The sequence below is a fragment of the Pseudomonas shahriarae genome, assembly GCF_014268455.2.
GTDB lineage: Bacteria > Pseudomonadota > Gammaproteobacteria > Pseudomonadales > Pseudomonadaceae > Aquipseudomonas > Aquipseudomonas shahriarae.
Window position 1 is genome coordinate 4,460,732 of record NZ_CP077085.1, and the last position, 24,529, is coordinate 4,485,260.

24 protein-coding genes, 1 other RNA gene and 1 pseudogene are annotated in these 24,529 nt (G+C 62.1%); 15 read left to right on the forward strand and 11 right to left on the reverse strand.

Annotation, left to right across the window (positions count from 1 at the left end):
• Position 1 precedes the first annotated feature (1 nt).
• The 10 genes from HU773_RS19770 to hemN all read left to right on the forward strand — a co-directional run bounded on the left by HU773_RS19770 (position 2) and on the right by hemN (position 9,109).
• The gene (locus HU773_RS19770) at positions 2-187 is read left to right on the forward strand and encodes a CcoQ/FixQ family Cbb3-type cytochrome c oxidase assembly chaperone (protein ID WP_003175465.1); all 186 of its coding nucleotides are present in this window, start codon (positions 2-4) and stop codon (positions 185-187) included.
• Entirely contained in the window at positions 184-1,167 is a 984-nt protein-coding gene (gene ccoP, locus HU773_RS19775; RefSeq protein ID WP_186625609.1) for a cytochrome-c oxidase, cbb3-type subunit III, read from the forward strand. Before HU773_RS19770 ends, ccoP begins: the two co-directional genes overlap by 4 nt.
• 142 nt (positions 1,168-1,309) lie before the next feature.
• Entirely contained in the window at positions 1,310-1,564 is a 255-nt protein-coding gene (locus HU773_RS19780) for a type II toxin-antitoxin system Phd/YefM family antitoxin (protein ID WP_029300038.1), read from the forward strand.
• Positions 1,564-1,974 (forward strand): type II toxin-antitoxin system VapC family toxin, encoded by a 411-nt coding sequence (locus HU773_RS19785; RefSeq protein WP_057439489.1) that lies wholly within the window; start codon positions 1,564-1,566, stop codon positions 1,972-1,974. Before HU773_RS19780 ends, HU773_RS19785 begins: the two co-directional genes overlap by 1 nt.
• A 207-nt stretch (positions 1,975-2,181) precedes the next feature.
• Complete coding sequence (gene ccoG, locus HU773_RS19790) at positions 2,182-3,597, forward strand: cytochrome c oxidase accessory protein CcoG (protein ID WP_186625611.1); 1,416 nt, start codon at positions 2,182-2,184, stop codon at positions 3,595-3,597.
• Between the two features lie 14 nt (positions 3,598-3,611).
• A complete protein-coding gene (locus HU773_RS19795) occupies positions 3,612-4,151 on the forward strand; it encodes a FixH family protein (protein WP_057960318.1) in 540 nt (179 codons plus the stop codon).
• 96 nt (positions 4,152-4,247) lie between these two features.
• On the forward strand, positions 4,248-6,698 hold the full coding sequence (locus tag HU773_RS19800; protein WP_186625613.1) for a heavy metal translocating P-type ATPase: 2,451 nt from the start codon (positions 4,248-4,250) through the stop codon (positions 6,696-6,698).
• A gap of 22 nt (positions 6,699-6,720) precedes the next feature.
• Positions 6,721-6,948: a cbb3-type cytochrome oxidase assembly protein CcoS gene (ccoS, locus tag HU773_RS19805; protein WP_057960320.1), complete on the forward strand. Its 228-nt coding sequence runs from the start codon at positions 6,721-6,723 to the stop codon at positions 6,946-6,948.
• Positions 6,941-7,624 (forward strand): sulfite exporter TauE/SafE family protein, encoded by a 684-nt coding sequence (locus tag HU773_RS19810; RefSeq protein ID WP_057439492.1) that lies wholly within the window; start codon positions 6,941-6,943, stop codon positions 7,622-7,624. The genes ccoS and HU773_RS19810 overlap by 8 nt, the downstream gene beginning before the upstream one ends.
• Positions 7,625-7,726: 102 nt before the next feature.
• Complete coding sequence (hemN, locus tag HU773_RS19815) at positions 7,727-9,109, forward strand: oxygen-independent coproporphyrinogen III oxidase (RefSeq protein ID WP_057960321.1); 1,383 nt, start codon at positions 7,727-7,729, stop codon at positions 9,107-9,109.
• A gap of 6 nt (positions 9,110-9,115) precedes the next feature.
• Here the strand turns inward: hemN and HU773_RS19820 are convergent, their stop codons facing one another.
• Positions 9,116-9,586, reverse strand: coding sequence for a hypothetical protein (locus HU773_RS19820; protein ID WP_057960322.1), 471 nt, complete (start codon positions 9,584-9,586; stop codon positions 9,116-9,118).
• 154 nt (positions 9,587-9,740) lie between these two features.
• Here HU773_RS19820 and fnr point away from each other — a divergent pair, with 154 nt between their 5' ends.
• Entirely contained in the window at positions 9,741-10,475 is a 735-nt protein-coding gene (gene fnr / locus HU773_RS19825) for a fumarate/nitrate reduction transcriptional regulator Fnr (RefSeq protein WP_032863348.1), read from the forward strand.
• A 90-nt stretch (positions 10,476-10,565) separates the two neighbouring features.
• The gene (locus HU773_RS19830) at positions 10,566-11,114 is read left to right on the forward strand and encodes an adenine phosphoribosyltransferase (RefSeq protein ID WP_057439496.1); all 549 of its coding nucleotides are present in this window, start codon (positions 10,566-10,568) and stop codon (positions 11,112-11,114) included.
• Between the two features lie 82 nt (positions 11,115-11,196).
• Here the strand turns inward: HU773_RS19830 and HU773_RS19835 are convergent, their stop codons facing one another.
• From HU773_RS19835 to dnaX, 5 genes are all read right to left on the reverse strand, one after another.
• Positions 11,197-12,345, reverse strand: coding sequence for an acyl-CoA dehydrogenase family protein (locus HU773_RS19835; protein WP_057439497.1), 1,149 nt, complete (start codon positions 12,343-12,345; stop codon positions 11,197-11,199).
• Between the two features lie 188 nt (positions 12,346-12,533).
• Positions 12,534-13,136, reverse strand: a complete 603-nt coding sequence (gene recR, locus HU773_RS19840; protein WP_057439498.1) for a recombination mediator RecR — start codon at positions 13,134-13,136, stop codon at positions 12,534-12,536.
• 58 nt (positions 13,137-13,194) lie between these two features.
• Positions 13,195-14,220, reverse strand: a complete 1,026-nt coding sequence (gene curA, locus HU773_RS19845; protein WP_057439499.1) for an NADPH-dependent curcumin/dihydrocurcumin reductase — start codon at positions 14,218-14,220, stop codon at positions 13,195-13,197.
• A gap of 141 nt (positions 14,221-14,361) precedes the next feature.
• Positions 14,362-14,700, reverse strand: coding sequence for a YbaB/EbfC family nucleoid-associated protein (locus HU773_RS19850; RefSeq protein WP_057439500.1), 339 nt, complete (start codon positions 14,698-14,700; stop codon positions 14,362-14,364).
• Between the two features lie 66 nt (positions 14,701-14,766).
• Positions 14,767-16,818: a DNA polymerase III subunit gamma/tau gene (gene dnaX / locus HU773_RS19855; protein ID WP_057960323.1), complete on the reverse strand. Its 2,052-nt coding sequence runs from the start codon at positions 16,816-16,818 to the stop codon at positions 14,767-14,769.
• A 134-nt stretch (positions 16,819-16,952) separates the two neighbouring features.
• On the opposite strand from dnaX, the gene HU773_RS19860 reads away from it, so the two are divergent.
• A complete protein-coding gene (locus tag HU773_RS19860) occupies positions 16,953-17,720 on the forward strand; it encodes a substrate-binding periplasmic protein (protein WP_057960324.1) in 768 nt (255 codons plus the stop codon).
• Here the strand turns inward: HU773_RS19860 and HU773_RS19865 are convergent.
• The 3 genes and pseudogenes from HU773_RS19865 to HU773_RS27855 form a co-directional block, all read right to left on the reverse strand.
• Positions 17,699-19,390, reverse strand: coding sequence for a putative bifunctional diguanylate cyclase/phosphodiesterase (locus HU773_RS19865; protein WP_057960325.1), 1,692 nt, complete (start codon positions 19,388-19,390; stop codon positions 17,699-17,701). The genes HU773_RS19860 and HU773_RS19865 overlap by 22 nt on opposite strands.
• Positions 19,391-19,408: 18 nt before the next feature.
• The gene (locus HU773_RS19870) at positions 19,409-20,476 is read right to left on the reverse strand and encodes a methyl-accepting chemotaxis protein (RefSeq protein WP_370693745.1); all 1,068 of its coding nucleotides are present in this window, start codon (positions 20,474-20,476) and stop codon (positions 19,409-19,411) included.
• A 216-nt stretch (positions 20,477-20,692) separates the two neighbouring features.
• Positions 20,693-20,974 (reverse strand): annotated as a pseudogene (locus HU773_RS27855) (PAS domain-containing protein); the annotation flags it as partial.
• A 458-nt stretch (positions 20,975-21,432) separates the two neighbouring features.
• On the opposite strand from HU773_RS27855, the gene HU773_RS19875 reads away from it, so the two are divergent.
• Both HU773_RS19875 and HU773_RS19880 read left to right on the forward strand, forming a co-directional pair.
• Positions 21,433-21,747 (forward strand): helix-turn-helix domain-containing protein, encoded by a 315-nt coding sequence (locus HU773_RS19875; RefSeq protein ID WP_029298195.1) that lies wholly within the window; start codon positions 21,433-21,435, stop codon positions 21,745-21,747.
• A gap of 190 nt (positions 21,748-21,937) precedes the next feature.
• On the forward strand, positions 21,938-22,840 hold the full coding sequence (locus HU773_RS19880) for a DUF2167 domain-containing protein (RefSeq protein WP_057960327.1): 903 nt from the start codon (positions 21,938-21,940) through the stop codon (positions 22,838-22,840).
• A gap of 147 nt (positions 22,841-22,987) precedes the next feature.
• Here the strand turns inward: HU773_RS19880 and ffs are convergent.
• Positions 22,988-23,084: signal recognition particle sRNA small type (gene ffs, locus HU773_RS19885), an RNA gene on the reverse strand.
• 144 nt (positions 23,085-23,228) lie between these two features.
• A complete protein-coding gene (locus HU773_RS19890) occupies positions 23,229-24,395 on the reverse strand; it encodes a zinc-binding metallopeptidase family protein (protein ID WP_186625615.1) in 1,167 nt (388 codons plus the stop codon).
• Between the last annotated feature and the right edge of the window lie 134 nt (positions 24,396-24,529).

Genomic DNA, 24,529 nt, shown 5'->3' on the forward strand with positions numbered 1-24,529 from the left:
AATGGATATCGGGATGATTCGAGGCCTGGGCACCGTTGTCGTGATGGTGGCCTTTATCGGTCTGGCGTTGTGGGTATTCAGCCCCAAGCGCAAGTCAGAGTTTGAAGACGCGACCTTGCTGCCTTTTGCGGATGATCCCGAAGCCATCAAGCACGTCGAGCAAGCTTCTAGGAGTAACAAAGAATGACTACGTTCTGGAGTCTGTACGTCACAGTCCTCAGTCTGGGTACCATTTTTGCCCTGACCTGGCTGCTGCTGTCGACCCGCAAGGGCCAGCGCGCCGAGCAAACGGACGAGACAGTTGGTCACTCGTTCGATGGCATCGAGGAATACGACAACCCACTGCCAAAGTGGTGGTTCATGCTGTTCGTCGGCACCATCGTGTTTGCCCTGGGTTACCTGGTGCTGTACCCGGGCCTGGGCAACTGGAAAGGCCTGCTGCCGGGCTATGCCTACCTCGATAATGACAAGCAAACCCCATTCGCCAACGGCCAGACCGGCTGGACCGGCGTGCACGAGTGGGAAAAGGAAATGGCACGCTCGGACGCCAAGTTTGGGCCGATCTTCGCCAAATTTGCGGCCATGCCCATTGAGGAAGTAGCCAAGGACCCGCAAGCCCTGAAGATGGGGGGCCGCCTGTTCGCCTCCAACTGCTCGGTCTGCCACGGCTCCGACGCCAAGGGTGCCTACGGCTTCCCCAACCTGACCGACGCCGACTGGCGCTGGGGCGGCGAGCCGGAGACCATCAAGGCCAGCATCATGGCCGGCCGCCATGCGGTGATGCCGGGCTGGTCTGAAGTCATCGGCGAACAAGGCGTGGCCGACGTGGCCGGCTTTGTGCTGACCAACCTCGATGGCCGCAAGCTGCCGGAAGGCGCCAAGGCCGACGTGGCCAACGGCGAGAAACTCTTCGCCGCCAACTGCGTGGCCTGCCACGGCCCGGCCGGTAAAGGTACGCCAGCGATGGGCGCACCTGACCTGACCCACCCGGGCGCGTTCATCTACGGTTCCAGCTTCGCCCAACTGCAGCAGACCATCCGTTACGGCCGCCAGGGCCAGATGCCTGCGCAGGAGCAACTGCAAGGTAACGACAAGGTGCACTTGCTGGCGGCGTATGTTTACAGCCTGTCGCACAAAGAGCAGCAAGAGCAGCAAGAACAGAAGTAAGCTGCAAGCCGCAAGAGAAAGCCCCGTATAGCGCATGCTGACGGGGCTTTTTTGTTTCCAGTGAAGCGCATCGACTGCTTGTAGCTTGCAACTGCGCCGTAGTAACGTAACTACATTCCCCCATCCCGCTGGGAGGCGCCCCATGACTATCACGACAATCTCCAGCCGCGAATTCAACCAAGACACAAGCGGTGCCAAAAAAGCCGCGCGCCAAGGACCGGTTTTTATTACCGACCGAGGCAAGCCTGCTCATGTGCTGCTAAGTATTGAGGACTACCAAAAATTGACAGGCATCAACGCCGATATTGTTGACCTGTTGGTGATGCCCGAAGCGGCGGATATCGAGTTTGAAACCGAACGTGCCGTAATTATCCATCGACCCGTGGACCTCTCTTGATGTATCTGCTCGATACCAATGTCATTTCCGAGTTACGCAAACCCCAAGCCGACAAAAATGTGGTGGCGTGGGCCAAAACCGTCGCTGCGCCACGCCTGTATATTTCGGCGATTACCTTGAAGGAACTGGAGACTGGGGTGCTGCGAATGGAACGCCGTGACCCCGCGCAGGGCAAGGTCTTGCGCACCTGGCTCAAACGCCATGTCATGCCGGCCTTCGATGCCAGGATCCTGCCAATTGACGCTGCCGTGGCCTTGCGCTGCGCCAGCCTGCATGTGCCAGATCGCGCTAACGAAGGTGATGCGCTGATCGCCGCAACCGCTCTGGTTCATGGCCTGACCGTGGTCACCCGCAATGTCGCCGACTTCCAAAGCAGCGGCGTGAAACTGATCAACCCGTGGGACCAATGACCTTCGAGCCCTGAAAAACCGTCCATACTCCTCCTGTCAATTGATTCAAGTCACGTACACCATCAATTGATTTCCCCCAACGCGACCAAAGGTCGCACCCGTTCACCCGTACTACAGGCGTATCATTGCGCCACTGCTAGACCCCTATTTTGACCCCGGTTGGCACGTACTGGCCGAGGCAAATCTCCACTGCCGTGGGATGCAATGATGAGCGATCAGATTCCGGTACACGACGTTACCCCGCCTGCCAAAAAAACCAGCAACACTGTCGATCTCTACGCCTCGCGGGAGAAAATCTACACTCGAGCCTTCACCGGGATGTTCCGCAATCTGCGGATGCTCGGCGGTGCCGGCCTGTTCCTGCTGTACTTCGGTACGGTATGGCTGAACTGGGGCGGACACCAGGCCGTCTGGTGGAACCTGCCAGAGCGCAAGTTCTTCATTTTCGGTGCGACATTCTGGCCCCAGGACTTCATCCTGCTGTCGGGCATCCTGATCATCTCGGCGTTCGGCCTGTTCTTTATCACCGTGTACGCCGGGCGTATCTGGTGCGGCTACACCTGCCCGCAAAGCGTGTGGACCTGGATCTACATGTGGTGCGAAAAGGTCACCGAAGGCGACCGCAACCAGCGGATCAAGCTGGACAAGGCGCCGATGAGCGCCAACAAGTTCCTGCGTAAACTCAGCAAGCACACGCTGTGGCTGCTGATCGGTTTTGTCACCGGCATGACCTTTGTCGGCTACTTCTCGCCGATTCGCGAACTGGTCTTCGAGTTCTTCACCGGCCAGGCCGATGGCTGGTCGTACTTCTGGGTTGGCTTCTTCACCCTCGCCACTTACGGCAACGCCGGCTGGCTGCGTGAGCAAGTGTGCATCTACATGTGTCCGTATGCGCGCTTCCAGAGCGTGATGTTCGACAAAGACACCCTGATCGTTTCCTATGACCCGCGTCGCGGCGAAGCCCGAGGCCCGCGCAAGAAAGGCGTGGACTACAAGGCCCTGGGCCTGGGGGATTGCATCGACTGCACCATGTGCGTACAGGTCTGCCCCACCGGGATCGACATCCGTGACGGCCTGCAGATTGAGTGCATTGGCTGCGCGGCCTGTATCGACGCTTGCGACACGATCATGGACAAGATGGACTACCCTCGTGGGTTGATCAGCTACACCACCGAACATAACCTGTCGGGGCAAAAGACCCACAAGTTGCGTCCGCGCCTGATCGGCTATGCGCTGGTGCTGCTGGCGATGATCACCCTGCTGGCCACGGCGTTCTTCATGCGTTCGCTGGTGGGTTTCGACGTCAGCAAGGACCGCGTGCTGTACCGCGAAAACGCCGAAGGGCGGATCGAGAACGTCTACAGCCTGAAAATCATGAACAAGGACCAGCGCGATCACACCTACGCGCTGGACGCCAGCGGCCTGCCGGACCTCAAGCTACAAGGCAAGCGCGAAATCAAGGTCGCCGCCGGGGAAATCTTCACCATGCCGGTGGAGCTGTCGAGCGCGCCGGAACAAATGCCATCGAGCACCAACGAGGTGAAATTCATCCTCAAGGATGCTGACGATGACAGCGTCCACGTTGAAGCCAAGAGCCGATTCATCGGCCCACAAATTCGTTAAAAGAGAGCAGAACAATGCCCGTAGCAACTGCCGCAAGCCCCTGGTACAAGCACCTCTGGCCCTGGATCATCATTGCCATCCTGGCCTGCTCGGTGACGTTGACCTTGTCCATGGTGACCATCGCGGTGAACAACCCGGACAACCTGGTCAACGACAACTACTACGAGGCCGGCAAAGGCATCAACCGCTCCCTGGACCGCGAATTGCTGGCCCAGACCCTGCAAATGCGCGCCACCCTGCACCTGGATGAACTGACCGGGGAAGTGGAGCTGTTTCTCACGGGCAACAGCGGGCCGACCACTCTGGAACTGAACCTGATTTCGCCGACCCAGCCGGAGAAAGACCGCAAGGTCGTGCTCACCCGCAGCCAGAGCGAGCCGGGGCGTTATATCGGCCAGGTGACCGACAAGGTCGAAGGCCGCCGCTTCGTCGAGCTGCTGGGGGTCGAAGGCGACCGTACGTGGCGTATGTTTGAAGAGGAAGAAGTCAGCCATGGCACCGACTTGAAGTTGGGTGACGAGCCGTTGCAGGGTGCTGAAGACCTGAAGAACTGAAAACCTGCTCTTCGCGCATCGCGGACAAGCCTGCTCCTACAGAGGGAGCAGGCTTGCCCGCGATGAGGCCCTCCCTGCCCACACAGATCCAAAGCCATGACCACCCCAACCCCCTGCTACCACTGCGCCCTCCCCGTCCCGCCCGGCAACCGCTTCACCGCGGTGATCCTCGGCGAGCCCCGCGAGCTCTGCTGCCCGGGTTGCCAGGCGGTGGCCGAGGCAATTGTCGCGGGCGGGCTGGAAAGCTACTACCAGCACCGCAGTGAAGCCTCGGCCAACCCCGAAGCCTTGCCGGTGCAACTGGTCGACGAATTGGCGCTGTACGACCGCGCCGATGTGCAAAAGCCCTTCGTGCGCCACGACGGCGACCTGGCCGAAGCCACCCTGTTGATGGAAGGCATCAGTTGCGCCGCTTGTGGCTGGTTGATCGAAAAACACCTGCGCAGCCTGCCGGCCGTGGCCGAGGCGCGGCTGAACCTGTCCAACCATCGCCTGCATGTGCGCTGGGCCGACGCGCAATTGCCGTTGAGCCAGGTGCTCAGCGAGCTGCGCCAGATTGGCTACGCCGCTCACCCGTATCAGGCCGACCGCGCCGCCGAACAACTGGCCAGCGAAAACCGCCTGGCCCTGCGCCAACTCGGGGTCGCCGGCTTGCTGTGGTTCCAGGCGATGATGGCGACCATGGCCACCTGGCCGGAATTCAATATCGACCTGAGCCCCGAGCTGCACGTGATCCTGCGCTGGGTCGCGCTGTTTCTGACCACCCCCATTGTGTTCTACAGCTGCGCACCGTTTTTCAAGGGCGCCATGCGCGACCTGCGCACCCGCCACCTGACCATGGATGTCTCGGTGTCATTGGCCATTGGCGGCGCTTACCTGGCGGGCATCTGGACCGCCATCACGGGGGTGGGCGAGTTGTATTTCGATGCCGTAGGCATGTTCGCCCTGTTCCTGCTGGCCGGGCGCTACCTGGAGCGCCGCGCCCGAGAACGCACCGCCGCCGCCACTGCGCAACTGGTCAACCTGCTGCCGGCCTCGTGCCTGCGCCTCAAAGGCGATGGCCAGAGCGAACGCATCCTGCTCACCGAATTGGCCCTGGGCGACCGGGTGCTGGTGCATCCGGGTGCGATCCTGCCGGCTGATGGGGTGATCCTGGATGGCCAGTCGAGCATTGATGAATCCCTGCTCACCGGCGAATACCTGCCACAACCGCGACAAGCCGGCGATAGCGTCACCGCCGGCACTCTCAACGTCGAAGGCGCGCTGACCGTGGAAGTGCGCGCCCTGGGCCATGACACCCGCCTGTCGGCCATCGTGCGCCTGCTGGAGCGGGCCCAGGCCGAAAAGCCACGCCTGGCCGAGATCGCCGACCGCGCCGCGCAATGGTTCCTGCTTTGCTCGCTGATCGCCGCCGCCGTGATTGGCCTGCTGTGGTGGGAACTGGACCCCTCGCGGGCGTTCTGGATTGTCCTGGCAATGCTAGTGGCGACTTGCCCATGCGCCTTGTCCCTGGCAACCCCCACCGCCTTGACTGCCGCCACCGGCACCCTGCACAAACTCGGCCTGTTGCTGACCCGAGGCCATGTGCTGGAAGGCTTGAACCAGATCGACACAGTGATTTTCGACAAGACCGGCACCCTCACCGAGGGCCGCCTGGCCCTGCGCGCCATCCGGCCACTGGGCAGCATGAGCAGCGACTTGGCCCTGGCCCTGGCCGCCGCCCTCGAAAACCGCTCCGAACACCCGATTGCCCGGGCCTTCGGCCGCGCCCCGCTGGCGGCTGATGAAGTGCTCAGCACCCCCGGCCTGGGGCTCGAAGGCCGGGTCGGTGAACGCCTGCTGCGGATCGGCCAGCCCGGTTTCGTCTGTGAATTAAGCGGCTGCGCGATTCCCGATTCGCCGCAAGACGCTGGCCAATGGCTGCTGCTGGGCGATACTGGCGGCGCACTGGCCTGGTTTGTCCTGGATGATCGCCTGCGCAGCGATGCGCCGGCACTGCTGGCCGCGTGCAAGGCGCGGGGCTGGCGTACCTTGCTGCTATCGGGCGACAGCTCGCCAATGGTCGCCAGCGTCGCCGCCGAATTGGGGATTGATGAAGCCCGTGGCGGCCTGCGCCCGGATGACAAGCTGCAAGTGCTGCAACAGTTGCACAAGGAAGGCCGCAAGGTGTTGATGCTTGGTGACGGCGTGAATGACGTGCCGGTATTGGCCGCGGCGGATATCAGCGTGGCCATGGGCTCGGCCACTGACCTGGCAAAAACCAGCGCCGACGCGGTGCTGCTGTCCAACCGCCTGGATGCCCTGGTGCAAGCGTTCAGCCTGGCGCGGCGTACGCGCCGGGTAATCATTGAAAACCTGCTGTGGGCCGGGCTGTACAATGGCCTGATGTTGCCGTTCGCCGCCCTCGGTTGGATCACGCCGATCTGGGCCGCGATCGGCATGTCCCTCAGTTCGTTGACCGTGGTCCTCAACGCCCTGCGCCTGACGCGCCTGCCGCGCGCCAGTGCCGCGAGCACCACCCCACAGCACCGCCCGCTGCCGGCTTGAGCCGCGCGGGCATGGAGTAGCGATGCCAGCTCTTTACGTAATGATTCCCGCGGCGCTGCTGATCGTCGCCATCGCTATCTACATCTTCTTCTGGGCGGTGGACAGCGGCCAGTATGACGACCTCGACGGGCCGGCCCACAGCGTGCTGTTCGACGACCAGGATCCCAAGCACCTGGCCGCTGTCGACGAGGCCAGCAGCCACCCGCAGCCACCGGCCAAGCCTGACGAGCCGGCGCCGCCCCATGCTTGACCTCGCGCCGCTGCTGGTTTCCGCGCTGATCCTCGGCCTGCTGGGCGGCGGCCATTGCCTGGGGATGTGCGGCGGCCTGATGGGCGCATTGACCCTGGCCATCCCCCCGGAACAGCGCAGCCGGCGGTTTCGCCTGCTGCTGGCGTACAACCTGGGACGCATCCTCAGCTATGCCGCCGCCGGCGTATTGATCGGCCTGGCCGGCTGGGCCGTGGCCAACAGCCCGGCGGCGATGTTCATGCGCATCCTGGCCGGCCTGCTACTGATCAGCATGGGCTTGTACCTGGCCGGCTGGTGGAGCGGCCTGACCCGTATCGAAAGCCTCGGGCGCGGCCTGTGGCGGCATATCCAGCCGTTTGCCAACCGTTTGCTACCGGTGTCCAGCCTGCCCCGCGCCCTGCTGCTGGGCGCGCTGTGGGGCTGGTTGCCGTGCGGCCTGGTCTACAGCACCTTGTTGTGGGCGGCCAGCCAGGGCAACGCCGTGGACAGCGGGTTGCTGATGCTCGCTTTTGGCCTCGGCACCTGGCCGGTACTGCTCGCCACCGGGCTGGCGGCGGAGCGCGTCACCGCGCTGTTACGCAAGCGCAGTGTGCGCATGGCCGGCGGCCTGCTGGTGATTGTGTTCGGTATCTGGACCCTACCCGGGCCCCATCAGCACTGGCTGATGGGCCACTAAAAGGCCATGTGGCATAGCGCCGCTCCCCGTTGATACAAATCAAGATGACCGCCCAGCCATGCCCCTAGACTCGGCCCACTAGCCAATCCGGGGAACGCCCGCATGCTCGACGCCATTCGTTGGGACACTGATCTGATTCATCGCTACGACCTGGCAGGACCGCGCTACACCTCCTACCCCACCGCCGTACAATTCACCAGCCAGGTCGGCACCTTTGACCTGCTGCACGCCCTGCGCGACAGCCGCAAGGCCGTGCGCCCGCTGTCGCTGTATGTGCACGTGCCGTTCTGCGCGAACATCTGCTACTACTGCGCCTGCAACAAAGTCATTACCAAGGACCGCGGTCGCGCCCAGGCCTACCTGCAGCGCCTGGAGCAAGAGATTCAACTGGTGGCCTGCCACCTGGACCCCCACCAACAGGTGCAACAGCTGCATTTTGGCGGCGGCACCCCGACCTTTCTCAGCCACGACGAATTGCGCCAACTGATGGCGCAACTGCGCCAACACTTCAACCTGCTGGATGACGATTCCGGCGACTACGGCATTGAGATCGACCCACGGGAAGCCGACTGGGCCACCATGGGCCTGTTGCGTGAACTGGGCTTTAACCGTGTGAGCATCGGCGTGCAGGACCTGGACCCCGAGGTGCAACGGGCGGTCAATCGCCTGCAAAGCTTGGAAGAGACCCGCGCGGTGATTGACGCCGCGCGCACCCTGCAGTTTCGCTCGATCAACATTGACCTGATCTACGGCCTGCCCAAGCAGACCCCCGAGCATTTCGCCCACACGGTGGCCGAAGTCATCAGCCTGCAACCCGACCGCCTGTCCGTATTCAACTATGCCCACCTGCCGGAACGCTTCCTGCCCCAGCGACGGATCAACAGCGAAGACCTGCCGGCTCCCGCCGTCAAGTTGCAGATGCTGCAGGAAACCATCGAGCAGCTGACAGCCGCCGGCTACACCTACATCGGCATGGACCACTTCGCCCTGCCCGACGACGAACTGGCCATCGCCCAGGAAGAGGGCACCCTGCAACGCAATTTCCAGGGCTACACCACCCACGGTCATTGCGATTTGATCGGGCTCGGCGTTTCGGCCATCAGTCAGATTGGTGACTTGTACTGCCAGAACAGCAGCGACCTGAGTCATTACCAGAATGCCCTGGCCGGCGCGCAACTGGCCACCAGTCGCGGCCTGCTGTGCAAGGCGGACGATCGTTTACGAGGGGCGGTGATCCAACAGCTGATCTGTCACTTCAGCCTGGACTTCGACAGCATCGAGCAGGCCTTCACCGTGGATTTTCGCGGTTATTTCGCCGAGCTCTGGCCGCAACTCGAAGTAATGGCCGGAGACGGCCTGATCGAACTCAACGCCAAGGGAATCCGGGTGCTGCCAGCCGGGCGCCTGTTGGTGCGCTCGGTGTGCATGGTGTTCGATGCCTATCTGGAGCAACAGAATAGGCAGCGCTTTTCACGGGTGATCTGAGCCGGGTTACTTGGCCATCAACGAGGCGGCCTTCACCGCGTCTTCGGCGCTCAGGTTCTTCATCGCTTCGCTCAACGACGCATAGGCGCCGGTCAGCGAGGCTTGCAAGCCGCCCAGCGCCGATTGCACGCCGCTCAGTTTCGCCAGGACCTGCTCCGGGCTGAGGCGCTTGTCGGACATGATCGCCGACATCTCTGCCATCTTTTCCGCGATCTGCTGCTTCAACTGGCGAATCATTTTCAGCAGTTTCTGCACGTTCTCGTCCAGCCCGCTTTCTTCGATATCATCGTTGGCCGTCTTCTCGGCGCTGGCAGCCTTCAGCGACGCACCGGAAAAGGTCACGCTCACGCCTTCGGCAGGCTGGGTTTCACCCAGCGCCGTTGATTCGGTACCGGCGCCCACGGTGCTGGTTTTTTTCGGTTCAAGCAGCGTCGGCACAGTGGTGCGGGACGGAAGATTGCCGTCGATGGAAAGCATATCGTGAGCCTCCAAGCTCTTGGTCGTTAGCAGTTCATCGGCCACCGGGTAAAAATCTTTATATCTCTGCCGGTTTTTTGTACAGGCTGGCTTGATAGTCCCTCAGTGCGGTACCCTTACGTCTTATGTGTGTTTTCCCACAAGGATTTAAGAAATGTCCGAGCCAGTTAAACTGCGCGCTCATAGCCAGGCTCACTGCAAGGATTGCAGCCTGGCTCCCCTCTGCTTGCCACTTTCGCTGAATCTGGAAGACATGGATGCGCTGGACGAAATCGTTAAACGTGGTCGCCCACTGAAGAAAGGCGAGTTTCTGTTTCGCCAGGGCGACAAGTTCGATTCCGTCTATGCAGTACGCTCGGGCGCCTTGAAGACGTTCAGCCTGAGCGATAGTGGCGAAGAGCAAATCACCGGTTTCCACCTGCCCAGCGAGCTGGTCGGCCTATCGGGCATGGACACCGAGATCCACCCGGTGTCGGCCCAGGCCCTGGAAACCACGTCGGTGTGCGAGATTCCCTTCGAACGCCTGGATGAACTGGCCCTGCAATTGCCGCAGTTGCGCCGCCAGTTGATGCGAGTGATGAGCCGGGAAATCCGGGACGACCAGCAAATGATGCTGTTGCTGTCGAAGAAAACCGCCGACGAACGGATTGCCACCTTCCTGGTCAACCTGTCGGCGCGCTTCCGCGCCCGTGGTTTCTCGGCCAATCAGTTCCGCCTGAGCATGTCGCGCAACGAAATCGGCAATTACCTGGGCCTGGCGGTAGAAACCGTGTCCCGGGTGTTCACGCGCTTCCAGCAGAACGAACTGATTGCCGCCGAGGGCAAGGAAGTGCACATCCTCGACCCGATCCAGCTCTGCGCGCTGGCCGGCGGCTCCCTCGACGGCTGATCGGCGCACGAGGGGCGCGACACTTGTGGCCAAGCCAACCGGCGAGGCCGCAGGTATACTGCTGGGTCTTTGCGCCCAGGACTCCCGACGATGACTTTCGACGCCTTCGACATCAAATCCCTGATTCGCCCCGTCATCGACTTCCCCAAGCCTGGGGTGATCTTTCGTGATATCACGCCGCTGTTCCAGTCGCCCAAGGCCATGCGCCTGGTGGCCGACACCTTTATCCACCGCTACGTCGAAGCCGAGTTCAGCCATATCGGCGCGATGGACGCCCGGGGCTTTTTGATCGGTTCGGTGATTGCCTACCAACTGAACAAGCCGCTGATCCTCTTCCGCAAGCAAGGCAAGCTGCCAGCGGACGTGCTGTCCGAGGGCTATCAGACCGAATACGGCGAAGCCTTCCTCGAAGTGCACGCCGACAGCCTGTGTGAAGGGGATTCGGTGTTGATGTTCGATGACTTGATCGCCACCGGTGGCACCTTGATTGCTGCAGCGAACCTGACGCGGCGCATGGGCGCGCGGATTTTTGAGGCGGCGGCGATTATTGACCTGCCGGAGTTGGGCGGCTCGCAGCGTCTGGAGGATATGGGAATTCCTACGTTCTGTTTGACGCAGTTTGGGTTGACTGAGCGGTAATTTGCGCGGGTCTTGTGGGCTTCATCGCGGGCAAGCCCACATTTTGATTTGTGAACCCATTCAAAGGTGGGAGCCCCCTCAATCACAACCCCATCTGCTTACTGATGATTTCATTCATCACCTCCCGGGTCCCGCCGCCAATCGACAAAATCCGATTGTCGCGGTATAGCCGCTCCACCAGGCTGCCGCGCATATAGCCCAGGCCACCCAGGATCTGCACCGCGTCATACGTCACGCGGTCGGCGGTGTCGGTGGCCAGGTTCTTGGCCATGGAGATCTCCTTGATCACGCTCTTGCCCGCCGCCATCTTCGCCGCCTGGCGGTAAGTGAACTCGCGGGAAACCTCGACCGCCGTGGCCATCTCCGCCAGGCGGTGCTTGAGCACCTGGAACTTGCCAATCGGCTTGCCAAAGGCCTGCCGCTGCGCAGCCCACTTCAGGCTCTCTTCCAGGGCCATCTGCGCGGTCATATTGGCCATTAATGCCAGGGCCAGGCGCTCGCTCTGGAAGTTGCCCATGATGCAGGCAAAGCCCATGTTTTCGCCGCCGATCAGATTACCCACCGGCACCTGGCAATCATCGAAGAACAGCTCGGCAGTGTCCGACGCCCACCAGCCCATCTTCTTCAGCGGCTGGCCGACGGTGAAGCCAGGCGTGTCCTTCTCGATCAATAACAGGCTGATGCCGGCAAAGCCAGGCCCGCCGGTACGCACGGCGACGGTGTAGTAGTCGGCGCGTGCGCCACTGGTGATAAAAGTCTTGCTGCCACTGACCCGATAACAATCGCCATCGCGCACCGCACGGGTTTGCAGGCTGGCCACGTCGGAGCCGCCACCGGGCTCGGTGACGGCCAGGGCCATGATCTTCTCACCGGACAGCACCTGCGGGGCCACGCGCTCGCGCACTGCGGGGCGCGCCCATTTGACGACGGGCGGCAGGCCGATATCCAGCGAGCCCAGCCCCGCCACTACACCACCGGAGCCACAACGCATCAGCTCTTCGCTGGCGGCGACCTTGGCGAACAGGTCGCCCTCATGGCTGCCGCCCAGGGCTTCAGGGTAGCCAATGCCGAGAATCCCCGCCGCGCCGGCCTTGAGGTACAGCTCGCGGGGGAAGTGTTCGGCCTCCTCCCATTGCTCGATGCCCGGCAGAATCTCGCGCTCGACAAAACGGCGCACGCTGTCGCGGACCAATTGGTGACTGGGGTCGAAATATTCCTGGTAGGCAGACATCGGCAAGCTCCATGCAGAGATGGAGCGAACTTACCAAGCGCTTGCTTGGTTATCAAGCCGAACGCAGAACCCATGTAGGAGCGGGCTTGCCTGCGATGCAGGCACTGCGGTGTATCAGGAGGACCGAGGCGATGCCATCGCAGGCAAGCCAGCTCCCACACAAGCCAGCGTGCCAGAGGATATTGGGCTTAGAGCGCGATAGGTTTACGCCCGGCAAACGAGTGCGCCAGGGTGCCGCCGTCCACCAGTTCCAGCTCGCCACCCAACGGCACGCCATGGGCGATGCGCGAGGTGATCAAGCCTTTGTTGGTCAGCAGTTGGGCGATGTAATGCGCCGTGGCTTCCCCTTCCACCGTCGGGTTGGTGGCCAGAATCACCTCGGTAAAGGTGCCCTGCCCTTCAATGCGCGCCACCAACTGCGGGATACCAATGGCCTCCGGCCCCAGGCCGTCGAGCGGCGACAGGTGGCCCTTGAGCACGAAGTAGCGCCCGCGATAGCCGGTCTGCTCCACCGCGTAGACGTCCATCGGCCCTTCGACCACGCACAGCAGCGTATCGTCGCGACGGGGGTCGGCGCATTGCGGGCACAGTTCTTCTTCGGTGAGGGTGCGGCACTGGCGGCAATGGCCCACACCGTCCATGGCCTGGCTCAAGGCCTGGGCCAGTCGCGAGCCACCGCTGCGGTCACGCTCCAGCAGTTGCAGCGCCATGCGCTGGGCGGTTTTCTGGCCCACGCCCGGCAAGGTGCGCAGGGCGTCGATCAGTTGACGAATCAGAGGGCTGAAGCTCATGGGGCAAAGGTCCGACAAAACAACGAGACGCGGTTTATACCCGCGCCTCGGATAAGCGTCAAATACGCACGACCAACTTGCCGAAGTTGCGCCCTTCCAACAGGCCGATAAAGGCCTCGGGAGCCTGCTCCAGACCATCGACCACGTCTTCGCGGAACTTGACCTTGCCGTCCCGCACCCAGGGCGCCATGGCGCTGATAAATTCCGGGTGGCGGTCGCCATAGTCGTCGAACACGATAAACCCCTGGATACGCACGCGCTTGGTCAACAGGGTGCGTTGCAGCGCTGGCAGGCGATCAGGGCCGGTGGGCGCCTCATGGGCGTTGTAGCCGGCAATCAGGCCACACAGGGGGATCCGTGCCTTGGGATTGAGCAAGGGCAGCACAGCGTCGAAGACCTTGCCGCCGACGTTTTCATAATAGATATCCACCCCTTTGTCGCAGGCCTGGGCCAGCTCTTCGGCAAAGTCCGCGCTCTTGTGGTCGATGCACGCGTCAAACCCCAGCTCCTCCACCACATAACGGCACTTGTCCGCACCGCCGGCCACGCCGACCACCCGCAGGCCCTTGAGCTTGGCCACCTGGCCGACCACCGAGCCCACCGCACCGGAGGCCGCCGCCACCACCAGGGTTTCCCCGGCCTTGGGTTGGCCGATATCCATCAGGCCCATGTAGGCCGTCATGCCGGGCATGCCCAGCACACCCAGGGCCATGGACGGGCTCGGCAGGCCCTTGGGCACCGGCATCAGGTTGCGTCCGTCGCTGATGCTATGGCTTTGCCAGCCGGTGGCGCCGACCACCAGGTCGCCCACCTCGAACTTGGGGTTGCGCGACTGCTCGATGCGGCTCACAGCACCGCCAGTCATCACCTCGCCGATTTCTACCGGCGCGGCGTAGGACGGCGCGTCACTCATGCGCCCACGCATGTAGGGGTCAAGGGACAGGAACAGGGTCTTGAGCAGAACCTGGCCGTCTGCGAGGTCTGGCAGCGCTACGCGCTCCAGGCGGAAGTTTTCCGGCACGGGCGCACCCTGCGGGCGGGATACCAGGACGATGCGCTGGTTAAGGGTCATGGCTTCGGTCATCAGCGGGGCTCCTTTATATCGGTGATTGAATTCAGCGGTATAGAGTGCAGACAGCCATTGCAAGGCTGACGTTCGATTGTGCCCGACACAAACAAAAATGCCAGGCACGATGCCTGGCATTTTTGCAGTCGCGCGAGTCGATCAGAACGGCAGCTTCATGCCCGGCGGCAGTTGCATGCCCGCGGTCACGCCGGACATTTTGTCCTGGCTGTTGGCTTCGATCTTGCGCACGGCGTCGTTGACGGCCGCAGCGAACAAGGCTTCGAGCATTTCCAGGTCGTCTTCGCCAATGCCCGGCAATACGCTTGGGTCGATGCTCACACGCTTGATGTCGTGACGACCGGTCATCACCACGCTGACCATATCGCCACCGGCTTTACCGGTGACTTCGGCGTTGGCCAGTTCTTCCTGCATCTTGGCCATTTTTTCCTGCATCTGCTGCGCCTGCTTCATCAGGCCGGCCATGCCACCTTTCATCATGGGAATCACCTCAAAAGTACGTGGATCAATACGGCGCCGAGCCTCAAGGCACGGCGCCTGCAATTATCAGCCCGCTGCAGCCTGGGCTTCGACAGGTTCAATAGTATCGTGTCGCACCACCGCGCCAAACTGCTCCATCATCTGCTGGATCAGCGGATCGGCCTGGATCGACTCCTCGGCCTCGCGCTGGCGGTTGAGCCGGCGACGGGTGGCGGCCTGGGCCGGGGTTTCCTGCTCGGGCTTGATCAGCTCGATGGTCACCGTCAGGGTGCGTTCGTGGAACTGATTCAGGGCGTCGTTGAGGCGGCGCTGCTGGGTCGCGTTGAACAGGGCACTGTGGGCCGGGTCCAGGTGCAACAGCCAGTGATCGCCATCGACGGCAATCAGCGTGCAGTTGGCGGCGATGCTCCCGGTCATGCCGGAGATCGGCAATTTCGGGAACAGCTCCAGCCATTGCAGGGCGAGGCCGGTGGCCGGCATCGCGGCAGGTTCTGCCTCGGGCTCCGGCGCGGGCTCGGCGGTGTGTTCGCTGGCCAGGTCGTCCAGGTAGCTGTAGGCCGAATCCATGTCCGGCTCGATGTAATCTTCGTCCAGCGGCGGTTCGTCATCCAGGTCGATGCCGGGGATAGCGGCGTCCACTTCGGCGATGGTCGGCTCGGGCACGGGGGCGGCGACCCATTCCGGCGCGTCCGGCACTACGCTATCGGGGGTCGGCGTGGGCATGGGCGTGAGCTCGGGCTGCTCGCTGGTGGTTTCCAGCACGGCCTCGACTGCAGGCTCCTGCTCGGCCACGGCCTCTACCGGGTCGTTCCAGGGCAGATCGACCACAGGCGCGGGCTCAGGCTCGGCAACCGGCTCCGGCACCGCTACAGGCGCCACCGGCTCAACCGCGACCGGGGCGGCAGTGACTGCCACAGGTTCCGGCGCGATCACTGGCGCGACGACCGCCGCGCCAGCCACTGGTTTGGCGGAATCAACTGTGGCCTGGCTGATCCCCACTGGCTTTAGCGGCTGTCTCGGCGCATCGGCGGTGTCCGCCGGGCGGAACGCCAGCATGCGCAGCATGACCATTTCAAAGCCGCCGCGCGGGTCCGGGGCCAAGGGCAGGTCTCGGCGCCCGATCAGGCCCATCTGGTAGTAGAACTGCACATCTTCGGCCGGCAACGCCTGGGCCAGGGCCAACACGCGGTCGCGGTCGCCGTGGCCGTTATCGACCCCTTCAGGCAGCGCCTGGGCGATAGCGACGCGGTGCAGCACGTTGAGAATTTCCGAGAGCACGCCATTCCAGTCCGGGCCTTGCTCCGACAAATGGCGCACGGCTTCGAGCAGCGCCTTGGCATCGCCTTCGATCAACGCATGCAGTACGTCAAACACTTGCCCGTGATCGAGGGTGCCGAGCATGGCGCGCACATCGGCGGCCATCACTTTGCCTTCACCGAAGGCAATGGCCTGGTCGGTCAGGCTCATGGCGTCGCGCATCGAACCATCGGCGGCGCGGCCCAGCAGCCACAGCGCGTCGTCTTCGAACGGCACGTTCTCCACCCCCAGCACGTGGGTCAAATGCTCGACCACCCGCTCGGGGGTCATGTTCTTCAGGGAGAACTGCAGGCACCGCGACAAAATCGTTGCAGGAAGTTTCTGCGGGTCGGTGGTGGCCAGGATGAATTTAACGTAGGGCGGCGGCTCCTCCAGGGTTTTCAACAGGGCGTTGAAGGAGTGGCTGGAAAGCATGTGCACTTCGTCGATCAGGTAGACCTTGAAGCGGCCACGGCTGGGGGCGTACTGCACGTTGTCGAGCAGTTCGCGGGTGTCCTCGACCTTGGTGCGGCTCGCGGCGTCGATCTCGATCAGGTCGACAAAGCGCCCCTCGTCGATCTCCCGGCACACCGAGCAGGTGCCGCAGGGGGTGGAGGTGATGCCTGTCTCACAGTTCAGGCACTTGGCAATGATCCGCGCAATGGTGGTCTTGCCCACCCCGCGAGTGCCGGTGAACAGGTAGGCGTGGTGCAGCCGCTGGCTGTCCAAGGCATTGATCAGAGCCTTGAGCACATGGGTCTGGCCGACCATTTCGCGGAACGAGCGCGGACGCCATTTACGTGCAAGAACCTGATAACTCATCGAAAACCGTCGCAACTGGGAAGCGGAAGCCGGTAATGCTAGCGGAGCAGGGGCGAAATTGCATCCGGCACGCTCGCCTAATCTGACTAAGCTGGTAGTGGCCTCCCCTCCCAAGGGCTGATCTCGGAGAGTTTATGCGCGTAGTCCTGGGCGCTTTATGGATGATCACCACACTGAGCCTGGCGGCACCCGCCCCGTTGCGCTTCGCCATTTCCGACAGCTGGGCCATGCCCCTGGTGCAGATCGAGGCCGGCCAGCCGACCCAGGGCATTTTGTATGACCTGATGTTAAGCCTGGCCACCCAGGTTGGCCATCCGGCGCAGTTCCAGGTATTGGCCCGAGCCCGCATCGCCCCAGCCATGGAGCATGGCGAAATTGATGTGCGCTGCTACGTCGCACAGGCGTGGCTGAGCAACCTGTCCGGCGATTATGTCTGGAGCATCCCCTTGCTGGTGCAGCGTAATGTGCTGGTCAGCGTCCACGCCCCGCCGTTGTCGGTGAATGTGGCGAAGCTGGCTGCGCAGAATATCGGCACCGTGCTCAACTACAGCTACCCGACTCTCGAGCCGCTGTTCGCCAACGGCCAGCTGCAGCGCGACGACGCCCGCAGCGAAGAGCAAGTGCTGCACAAGCTGGTGGCGGGACGCTTCAGGTATGCCGTCACCAACGAATGGGCCCTGGAGCGCTTCAATCAGCGGCTACCCGTGGACCGCAGGCTGCACGTAGTGGCCGTGATCGAGGAGCAGAGCCTGGGCTGCTACGTGCGTAACGACCCAGCCTTGCCCGTGCAGCACATTTTGCGCACATTGCTGCGCATGAAGATGTCGGGGGAGATTGACGGCATCATCAGGCTCTACACCGGTGACCGCGAGCGCCCGCCTCAATCGTCGCCCGCACCATAGTTGAGCAGGTCAAACCCGGCGGCCCAGGCCGGCACCTCGTCAGCCGGCATGGGCTGGGCGAAGTAATAACCCTGGGCCACTTCGCAGCCCATGCGCAGCAGCAACTGGCCATGTTCAAGAGTTTCCAGGCCCTCGGCGATCACTTCGCGGCCAAATGCCCGGGCCAGGCCGATCACCGCCTGGGTCAAGGCCAGGTCGTCCTTGTCGTGCAGGATGTCACGCACAAACGACTTGTCGATCTTGATGGTCTGGGTCGGCAGGCGCTTGAGGTAGCTGAGGGAGGAATAGCCGGTGCCGAAATCATCCAGGGAAAACCGCACCCCCAGCGCCTGGCACGCCGCCAGGTGCTCGGTGACCCGTTGGATATGGTCGATGGCCACCGATTCGGCAATTTCCAGATCAAGCATGTGTGGCGCGACATCGGGATGCTGGGCCAGCAGTTGCTGCAGGCGCTCGACAAAATCCGCACGCTGGAAATGCCGGGCCGCGATGTTCACGCTGACCGGCCAGCAGTGCCCAGCCTCCTGCCACTGACGCATCTGCGCCAGCACCTGATCCATCACCCACTCGCCGACATCCACGATCAGGTCGGTCTGCTCGATCAACGACAGGAAATCCTTGGGCGCCACCAACCCGCGCATCGGATGCTGCCAGCGCAGCAACGCTTCAAACCCCACCACCTGGCCGTGGCGCAGGTTGATCTTGGGGTGGAAGTGCAGGCACAACTCCCCCGCCGCCAGAGCCTGGCGAATCTGCTGGACCGTCTGGTGGGTGGCCTTGACCTCCTGCTCCAGGGACACGTCAAACAGCTGGTAGCGGTTGCGGCCACTTTGCTTGGCCACATACATGGCCTGGTCGGCATGGCGCAGCAACGTATCGGCGTCTTCATCGTCCAGGGGGAACAAGGTCACGCCGATACTGGCAAACACGTTGATCTGCGCGCCCTGGATCGAATACGGCTCGGAGATGGCCGTGAGGATCCGCCGCAGCGCGCCGTTAAGCTCATCGGCATCGCGCACGTAGCGCAGGATCAGTACAAACTCGTCACCGGCCAGCCTGGCGACCACATCTTCGCCACGAATAATCTCACGCAGACGGCGCGCAACCTCCACCAGCAACAAGTCGCCACTGGCATGCCCATAGCCGTCGTTGACGGCCTTGAAGCCATCCAGGTCGAGCATGCACACCGCCAGGGGGATTTGCTCGTTGCGGGAAAACTCCAGGGACTGCACGAGCAATTCGGAGAGGTAAGCGCGATTGGGCAGCCCGGTCAGCACATCGTGACCGACCCGCCATTGCAGGGTCTGCAGCAACTGACGCTTTTCGCTGACGTCAAAACGAATCGACACGTACTTCTGCACCTTCCCGGTACGCTGATCGACCAGCGGCACCATGGTGCTATCGACCCAGTACAACGAGCCATCCTTGGCGCGGTTACAGATTTCCCCGCGCCAGACCCGGCCTTCGGTGATGGTGCGCCACATGCCCTGGAAAAACCCGGCAGGGTGCAATCCGGAGCTGAGGATCCGGTGGTTACGCCCCAGCAACTCGTCGCGGCTGTAGCCGGACATGCCGCAGAATTGGTCGTTGACGTAGGTGATGCGGCCGGTGAGGTCTGTCTCGGAGAAAATGGCGGCGGCATCCACGGCCCTGCGGTATTTCTCATCCATGAATGTGGCTCTAGGTGGCTAGCGGTTGAACCGCTCGACCAGGGCACGCAACCCGGAAGAGATGCTTTCAAGTTCCCGGCCCCGGGTGACTGCAGCGTTGGCGTTGCCCGCTGTCTTTTGTACCGTGGCCGCGACGTTATTGATCTGTTGTGAAACATCCTCTGCGACGTGGGATTGTTCCTGTGAGGCTGCAGCCATTTGCTGACTCATGCCGGTAATGCGTTCCACCGCCTGACGAATGCCCAGCAGTGCCTGTTGCGCTTGCAGTACCTGCTGCACGCCTTGCTCGGCCTCTTGAATACCGGTGCTGGCAATGTCCACCGCCTGATCGGCCCCGGCACGCAAACTCTGGATGATGCCCTGGATCTGCTCGGTCGACTGTCGGGTCTTGCCCGCCAGCGCCCGCACTTCATCGGCCACCACGGCAAAACCACGGCCTTGCTCGCCGGCCCGCGCCGCTTCGATAGCGGCATTCAGGGCCAGCAGGTTGGTCTGGTCGGCGATGGCCTGGATCATGCTAGCGGCCACACGGATTTCCTGGGTCTGGTCGGCCAGATGGCCCACCGCCTGGTTGATCTGGGTGACAGTACTGGCCAGCAGTTGAATCGCCTCGCGTGTGGTGCCGACAACATGGCTGCCCTGCTCAGCCAGGTCATTGGCGGTGCGGGCTTCGCTGGCGGTCTGCTGGACATGGGTTGCCACTTCGGCGATGGACGCGGCCATTTCGGTCATGGCGGCGGCGGTCATATCGGTTTCCGCGCGTTGCTCCAGCAGCGCCGACTCGGTGGTGCCCGATAACATGCTGGAATGAGCAGCAGCCTCGGCCATCTGGGTGGCCAGGTCGCTCAGACGCGTGAGCGCGGTTTTCAAGCGCGCCTCTTCGCTGATCAGGATCATTTCCAGTTGCGCAGCCGGGCCCAGCGCATCGCTGTAGGTCATGGCGCTGATAGGGTCGGAAAAGGTATTGGGCGTGTGCTCGACAATCTGCTTGAGCTGCTGCCCCAGACGCAGGTGCGCCCAGGCGCCGAGGCCAAGAAACAGCAGCGCGACAGAGGCCTGCGCCCACCCGCCCGGCAACCATTGCATCGCCCCGCCAGCGAGCACTGCCGCCAGGGCGGGAACGGCTAGGGCATTGCCGACCTGGCCCAGGCGCTGCAACGGCGAAACCGCCGAACGCCCGGCACGCAAGCGTGCGTAGAGCGCTTCGGCACGCCGCACCTGCTCGCGCGTCGGCTTGACCCGCACCGACTCATAACCTACCAGGCGACCATCTTCGAGGATCGGCGTCACATAGGCGCTGACCCAATAGAAGTTGCCGTTTTTGCAGCGGTTCTTGACCACGCCCATCCAGCTCTGGCCGGCCTTGAGGTAGCGCCACATCAGCTCAAAGACCGCGGGCGGCATGTCCGGGTGGCGCACCAGATTGTGGGTACTGCCTATCAGTTCAGCCTGGGTGAAGCCGCTCATGGCGGCAAACTCGTCGTTGCAGTAAGTAATGTGGCTATTGATGTCAGTTGCGGAAATGAGCCGTTGCTGCTCCCCGAAAGTCTGTTCAACTGTGGTGACCGGCAAATTGACGCGCACTTTAAAGCTCCATGGACAGCATTCGATCCACCTGCTCAGGATCGGATAGATCCTGCAGATGGAGGGGTATTTCCAGACGGGTAAACCGTCAATCGGCTGGCTGGCGCCATTGGGCAGCCAAACCAGGTTTTGCCCAGCACCTGACCTTCGGTTTAGCGAAGATCAACTAGGCTTTAATTCGAGCGTCTGGTGTGAAAGGCGAGGGTTGCGTGGGCGCGCAAGAGCGAGCTTGGCGCTGCGGCCAAGCAACTGTTTTGCAACTACCTTTATGAAAGTGAGGAGAAAGCAATGATTTCCTGTTTCATAAAGGTGCCCTGTGAAACGACACCGCCAAATACTTGTCCTAAACGCCGATTCTACGAATTACATCACATTTTGCAAGAAAAGGTGATGGTGCGTGCCGTTGTCTAATGCCAATATTTATCGTTAAGTTCTTGATTCTAAATGGGAATTGAGCGATGCAAATTTCAAGTTTGGGTCCAGCCATCAGACGCTACCGAAAGGTAGCGGGGCTTACTCAGGCTGAACTAGGTGAGAAAACCGGTTTTGACCCTAAAACCATTAGCCGCTTCGAAACCGGCACCTATACACCCAGCGTTGACGCTCTGTTCTTGTTTGCGGAGGCCTTGGGAGTGAAGCTGAAAGTCTTTTTTGCCGATCTGGGCGATGAGGAAGAACAGCGCGCTTATCTGTTCGGTGTCATTCATAAAGCCACCCCGAAGGATCTGGGAAAGCTGATAGCGGCGGTAGACCAGGCCTTGTCCAAGCCTTAGAGCTCGTACGACATAAAAAAGAGCAGGCCACTGACGTCGCCTGTTCTTTGCTCTTTGCCTACTGACATGATCCGACCGGACAGCCCCTCTCCTGGCAGGCGCTGGGCCACGCCTTTTGCCAGCATACTCGCGCGGCCCAGGCAGATTCGGTATCCTCTCGCGAAGTTATTTCAAAATGTAAGGGACTACCATGAACTACCTCCGCCTGCTGGTGGCGGCAGCCGCCTTGAGCCTGCCTGCCGCACCGGTCTATGCCACCGCAGCCCCGGCGCCAGTCGAAGCCAGCGCACCCGCCGAAACCGCCGAGCACTTCCTCGCCTCCCTCAAGCAGCAAACCGGCACCGTCACCCTGCCCGGCGGCATCGCTACGCTCAAGCTCAACGACGAGTTCTACTATCTGGATCCCAACGACACCGAACGTCTGCTCACCGACGGCTGGGGCAACCCGCCGGGCTTCAACACCCTGGGCATGATCGTGCCCAAGGCCGTCAGCCCACTGTCGGCACGCGGCTGGGGCGTGATTGTCAGCTACAAGGACGACGGGCATATTTCCGACGAAGATGCGGCAAAAATCGACTACACCGAACTGCTCAAGCAAATGCAGGAAGACGATGCCGAGGACAACAAGGAACGCCAGAAGCAAGGCTATGCCGGCCTGCACCTGCTGGGCTGGGCCGAACCGCCGCACTACGATCAACCGTCCCACAAGATGTACTGGGCCCGGGAACTGAAAGCCGACGACGCCGAGCAGAACACCCTCAACTACAGCATCCGCGTGCTGGGCCGCGAGGGCGTGCTGGAACTCAACGCCGTCGCCGCCATGGCCGACCTGCCCACCATCAAGCAGGAACTGCCCAAGGTCCTGGCCTTCACCAACTTCACCGACGGCAACCTCTACACCGACTACAACCCGAGCACCGACAAGCTGGCCTCTTATGGCCTGGCCGCGCTGGTCGCTGGCGGGATTGCCGGCAAGGCCGGGCTGTTTGCCAAGATCGGCATCTTCCTGCTGGCCGCCAAGAAGTTTCTGGTGATTGGCGTGGTGGCGTTGCTGGCAGGCGCACGCAAGTTCTTCAACCGCAACAAAGGCTGATCGCCACACACGAAAACGCCGCGAGCAATCGCGGCGTACAAATAGCTTGGCCTCGGGCGCAATCAGGCCTGGGCAAGTGAAAAATTCTGATGAATTGGATAGCGGAATAAACAAGAGGGTTGTTGCGAGGGGGCGTTATGGAGGCAACCCCACCAGCCACACCCCGGCACACAATGTTCCCGCTGTGGCTGCTTCCTTCCGGATCTGACCAGGTTCACGGGTAATCGTTGCGGGGGGACCGATGGGGTCACCATAACGACGCTGGCCTCTCGGCAAGCGGGGCCATTGTACCGATCTCATCGGAAGTTACAACCGTTGGCGCAGGATTAAAAAGCCAAGAGGTTCAAGTACTTGCCATAGCCCTCAAGAACACCCTCGCACCTTTTGATCATTGGGCTTTCAATACCTCATCCGCACGGCCGCCCTCTTCCTGGATCACCAAGTGGATGAAGTGCAACTTGGCAATCACCGCCGGCGGTAGCACGAAGGGATAGAAATCCGGCTGCCCCATGCTGCGGGACAGTTCGTTGAGCATGCCGGCCAGCTCGATCCAGGCGTTGACGAACGACAGGAACGCCGCGCCGCCAGGGTGCTGCGGGTCATAGAGGGTGGTGAGGGGAAATGGCTGGTAGTCCAGGTCCATCTCCCGTGCGCTCATGCCAAACCCCAGGGCGGTGTCGACCGCGTCCATCATGTGCAGGTAATGGGCCCAGGTTTCTGCCCAGTCCTCCCAGGGGTGCATGGTGGCGTAAGCGCTGACGCAGGTTTGCTGCCAGTCCGGGCGCGGGCCGTTCTGGTAGTGCTGGTCGAGGGCGTCGGTATAACTGGCGCGTTCGTCGCCGAACAGGCTGCGAAACGGCTGCAACCAATGACTGCCGGCGATCAGGCGATCCCAATAGTAGTGGCCGACCTCATGGCGGAAGTGACCGAGCAAGGTGCGGTACGGCTCGCGCATCTGCACGCGGATTTTCTCGCGGTGCTCGTCGTCGGCCTCCTTGATATCCAGGGTGATCAAGCCATTGGCATGGCCCGTGGTGGGGGCCTTGCCTGCCAGGTCGATACCCACGAAGTCAAAAGCCAGGCTATTGGTCTCGTCGACTGTTTTGGGGATCACCTGCAACCCCAGGCTGATCAATTGCGCCACCAGCCGGCGTTTGGCGGTTTCCACCTTGCGCCAGCGCTCGGGGTTTTCCGGAATCGACAGGTCGGGAATGGTGCGATTAAGGCTGCACGCCACACACAGCGGCGCGGTGCTGTAGGCCGGGATCAGCCAGTTGCAGGCCGCAGGGGTATCGAGGTTGGCGCAGCGACGCCAGGCGCCGGCGTCGAGGTTGTCGTCCTGCAGCCAGGTATCGACCACTGACCCCGGTTGCAGGGACGCCAGCCGGCCTTGCTCGGGCAGGTAACCCAACAGCGCCGAACAGGCCAGGCATTGGCTGTTGCGAAAAAACAGGGATTGCCCGCAACGGCACTGCCAGACCTTGCTGTTGCGCGAAGCCCCGCCCATGAATGGCGCGGCGATGCGCGAACTGAGCTGTTCGAAGAAGCGGTACATGGCGATCTCTCCAGGGGCGTGCCCAAGACTAGATCATTTACCGCGCAAGATCGTTCCCACGTTCTGCCTGGCAATGACGCCATGGGCCTCTACGTCCGCTGTTGGGTCGCGGAACGTGCTGGAATGCATTCCCA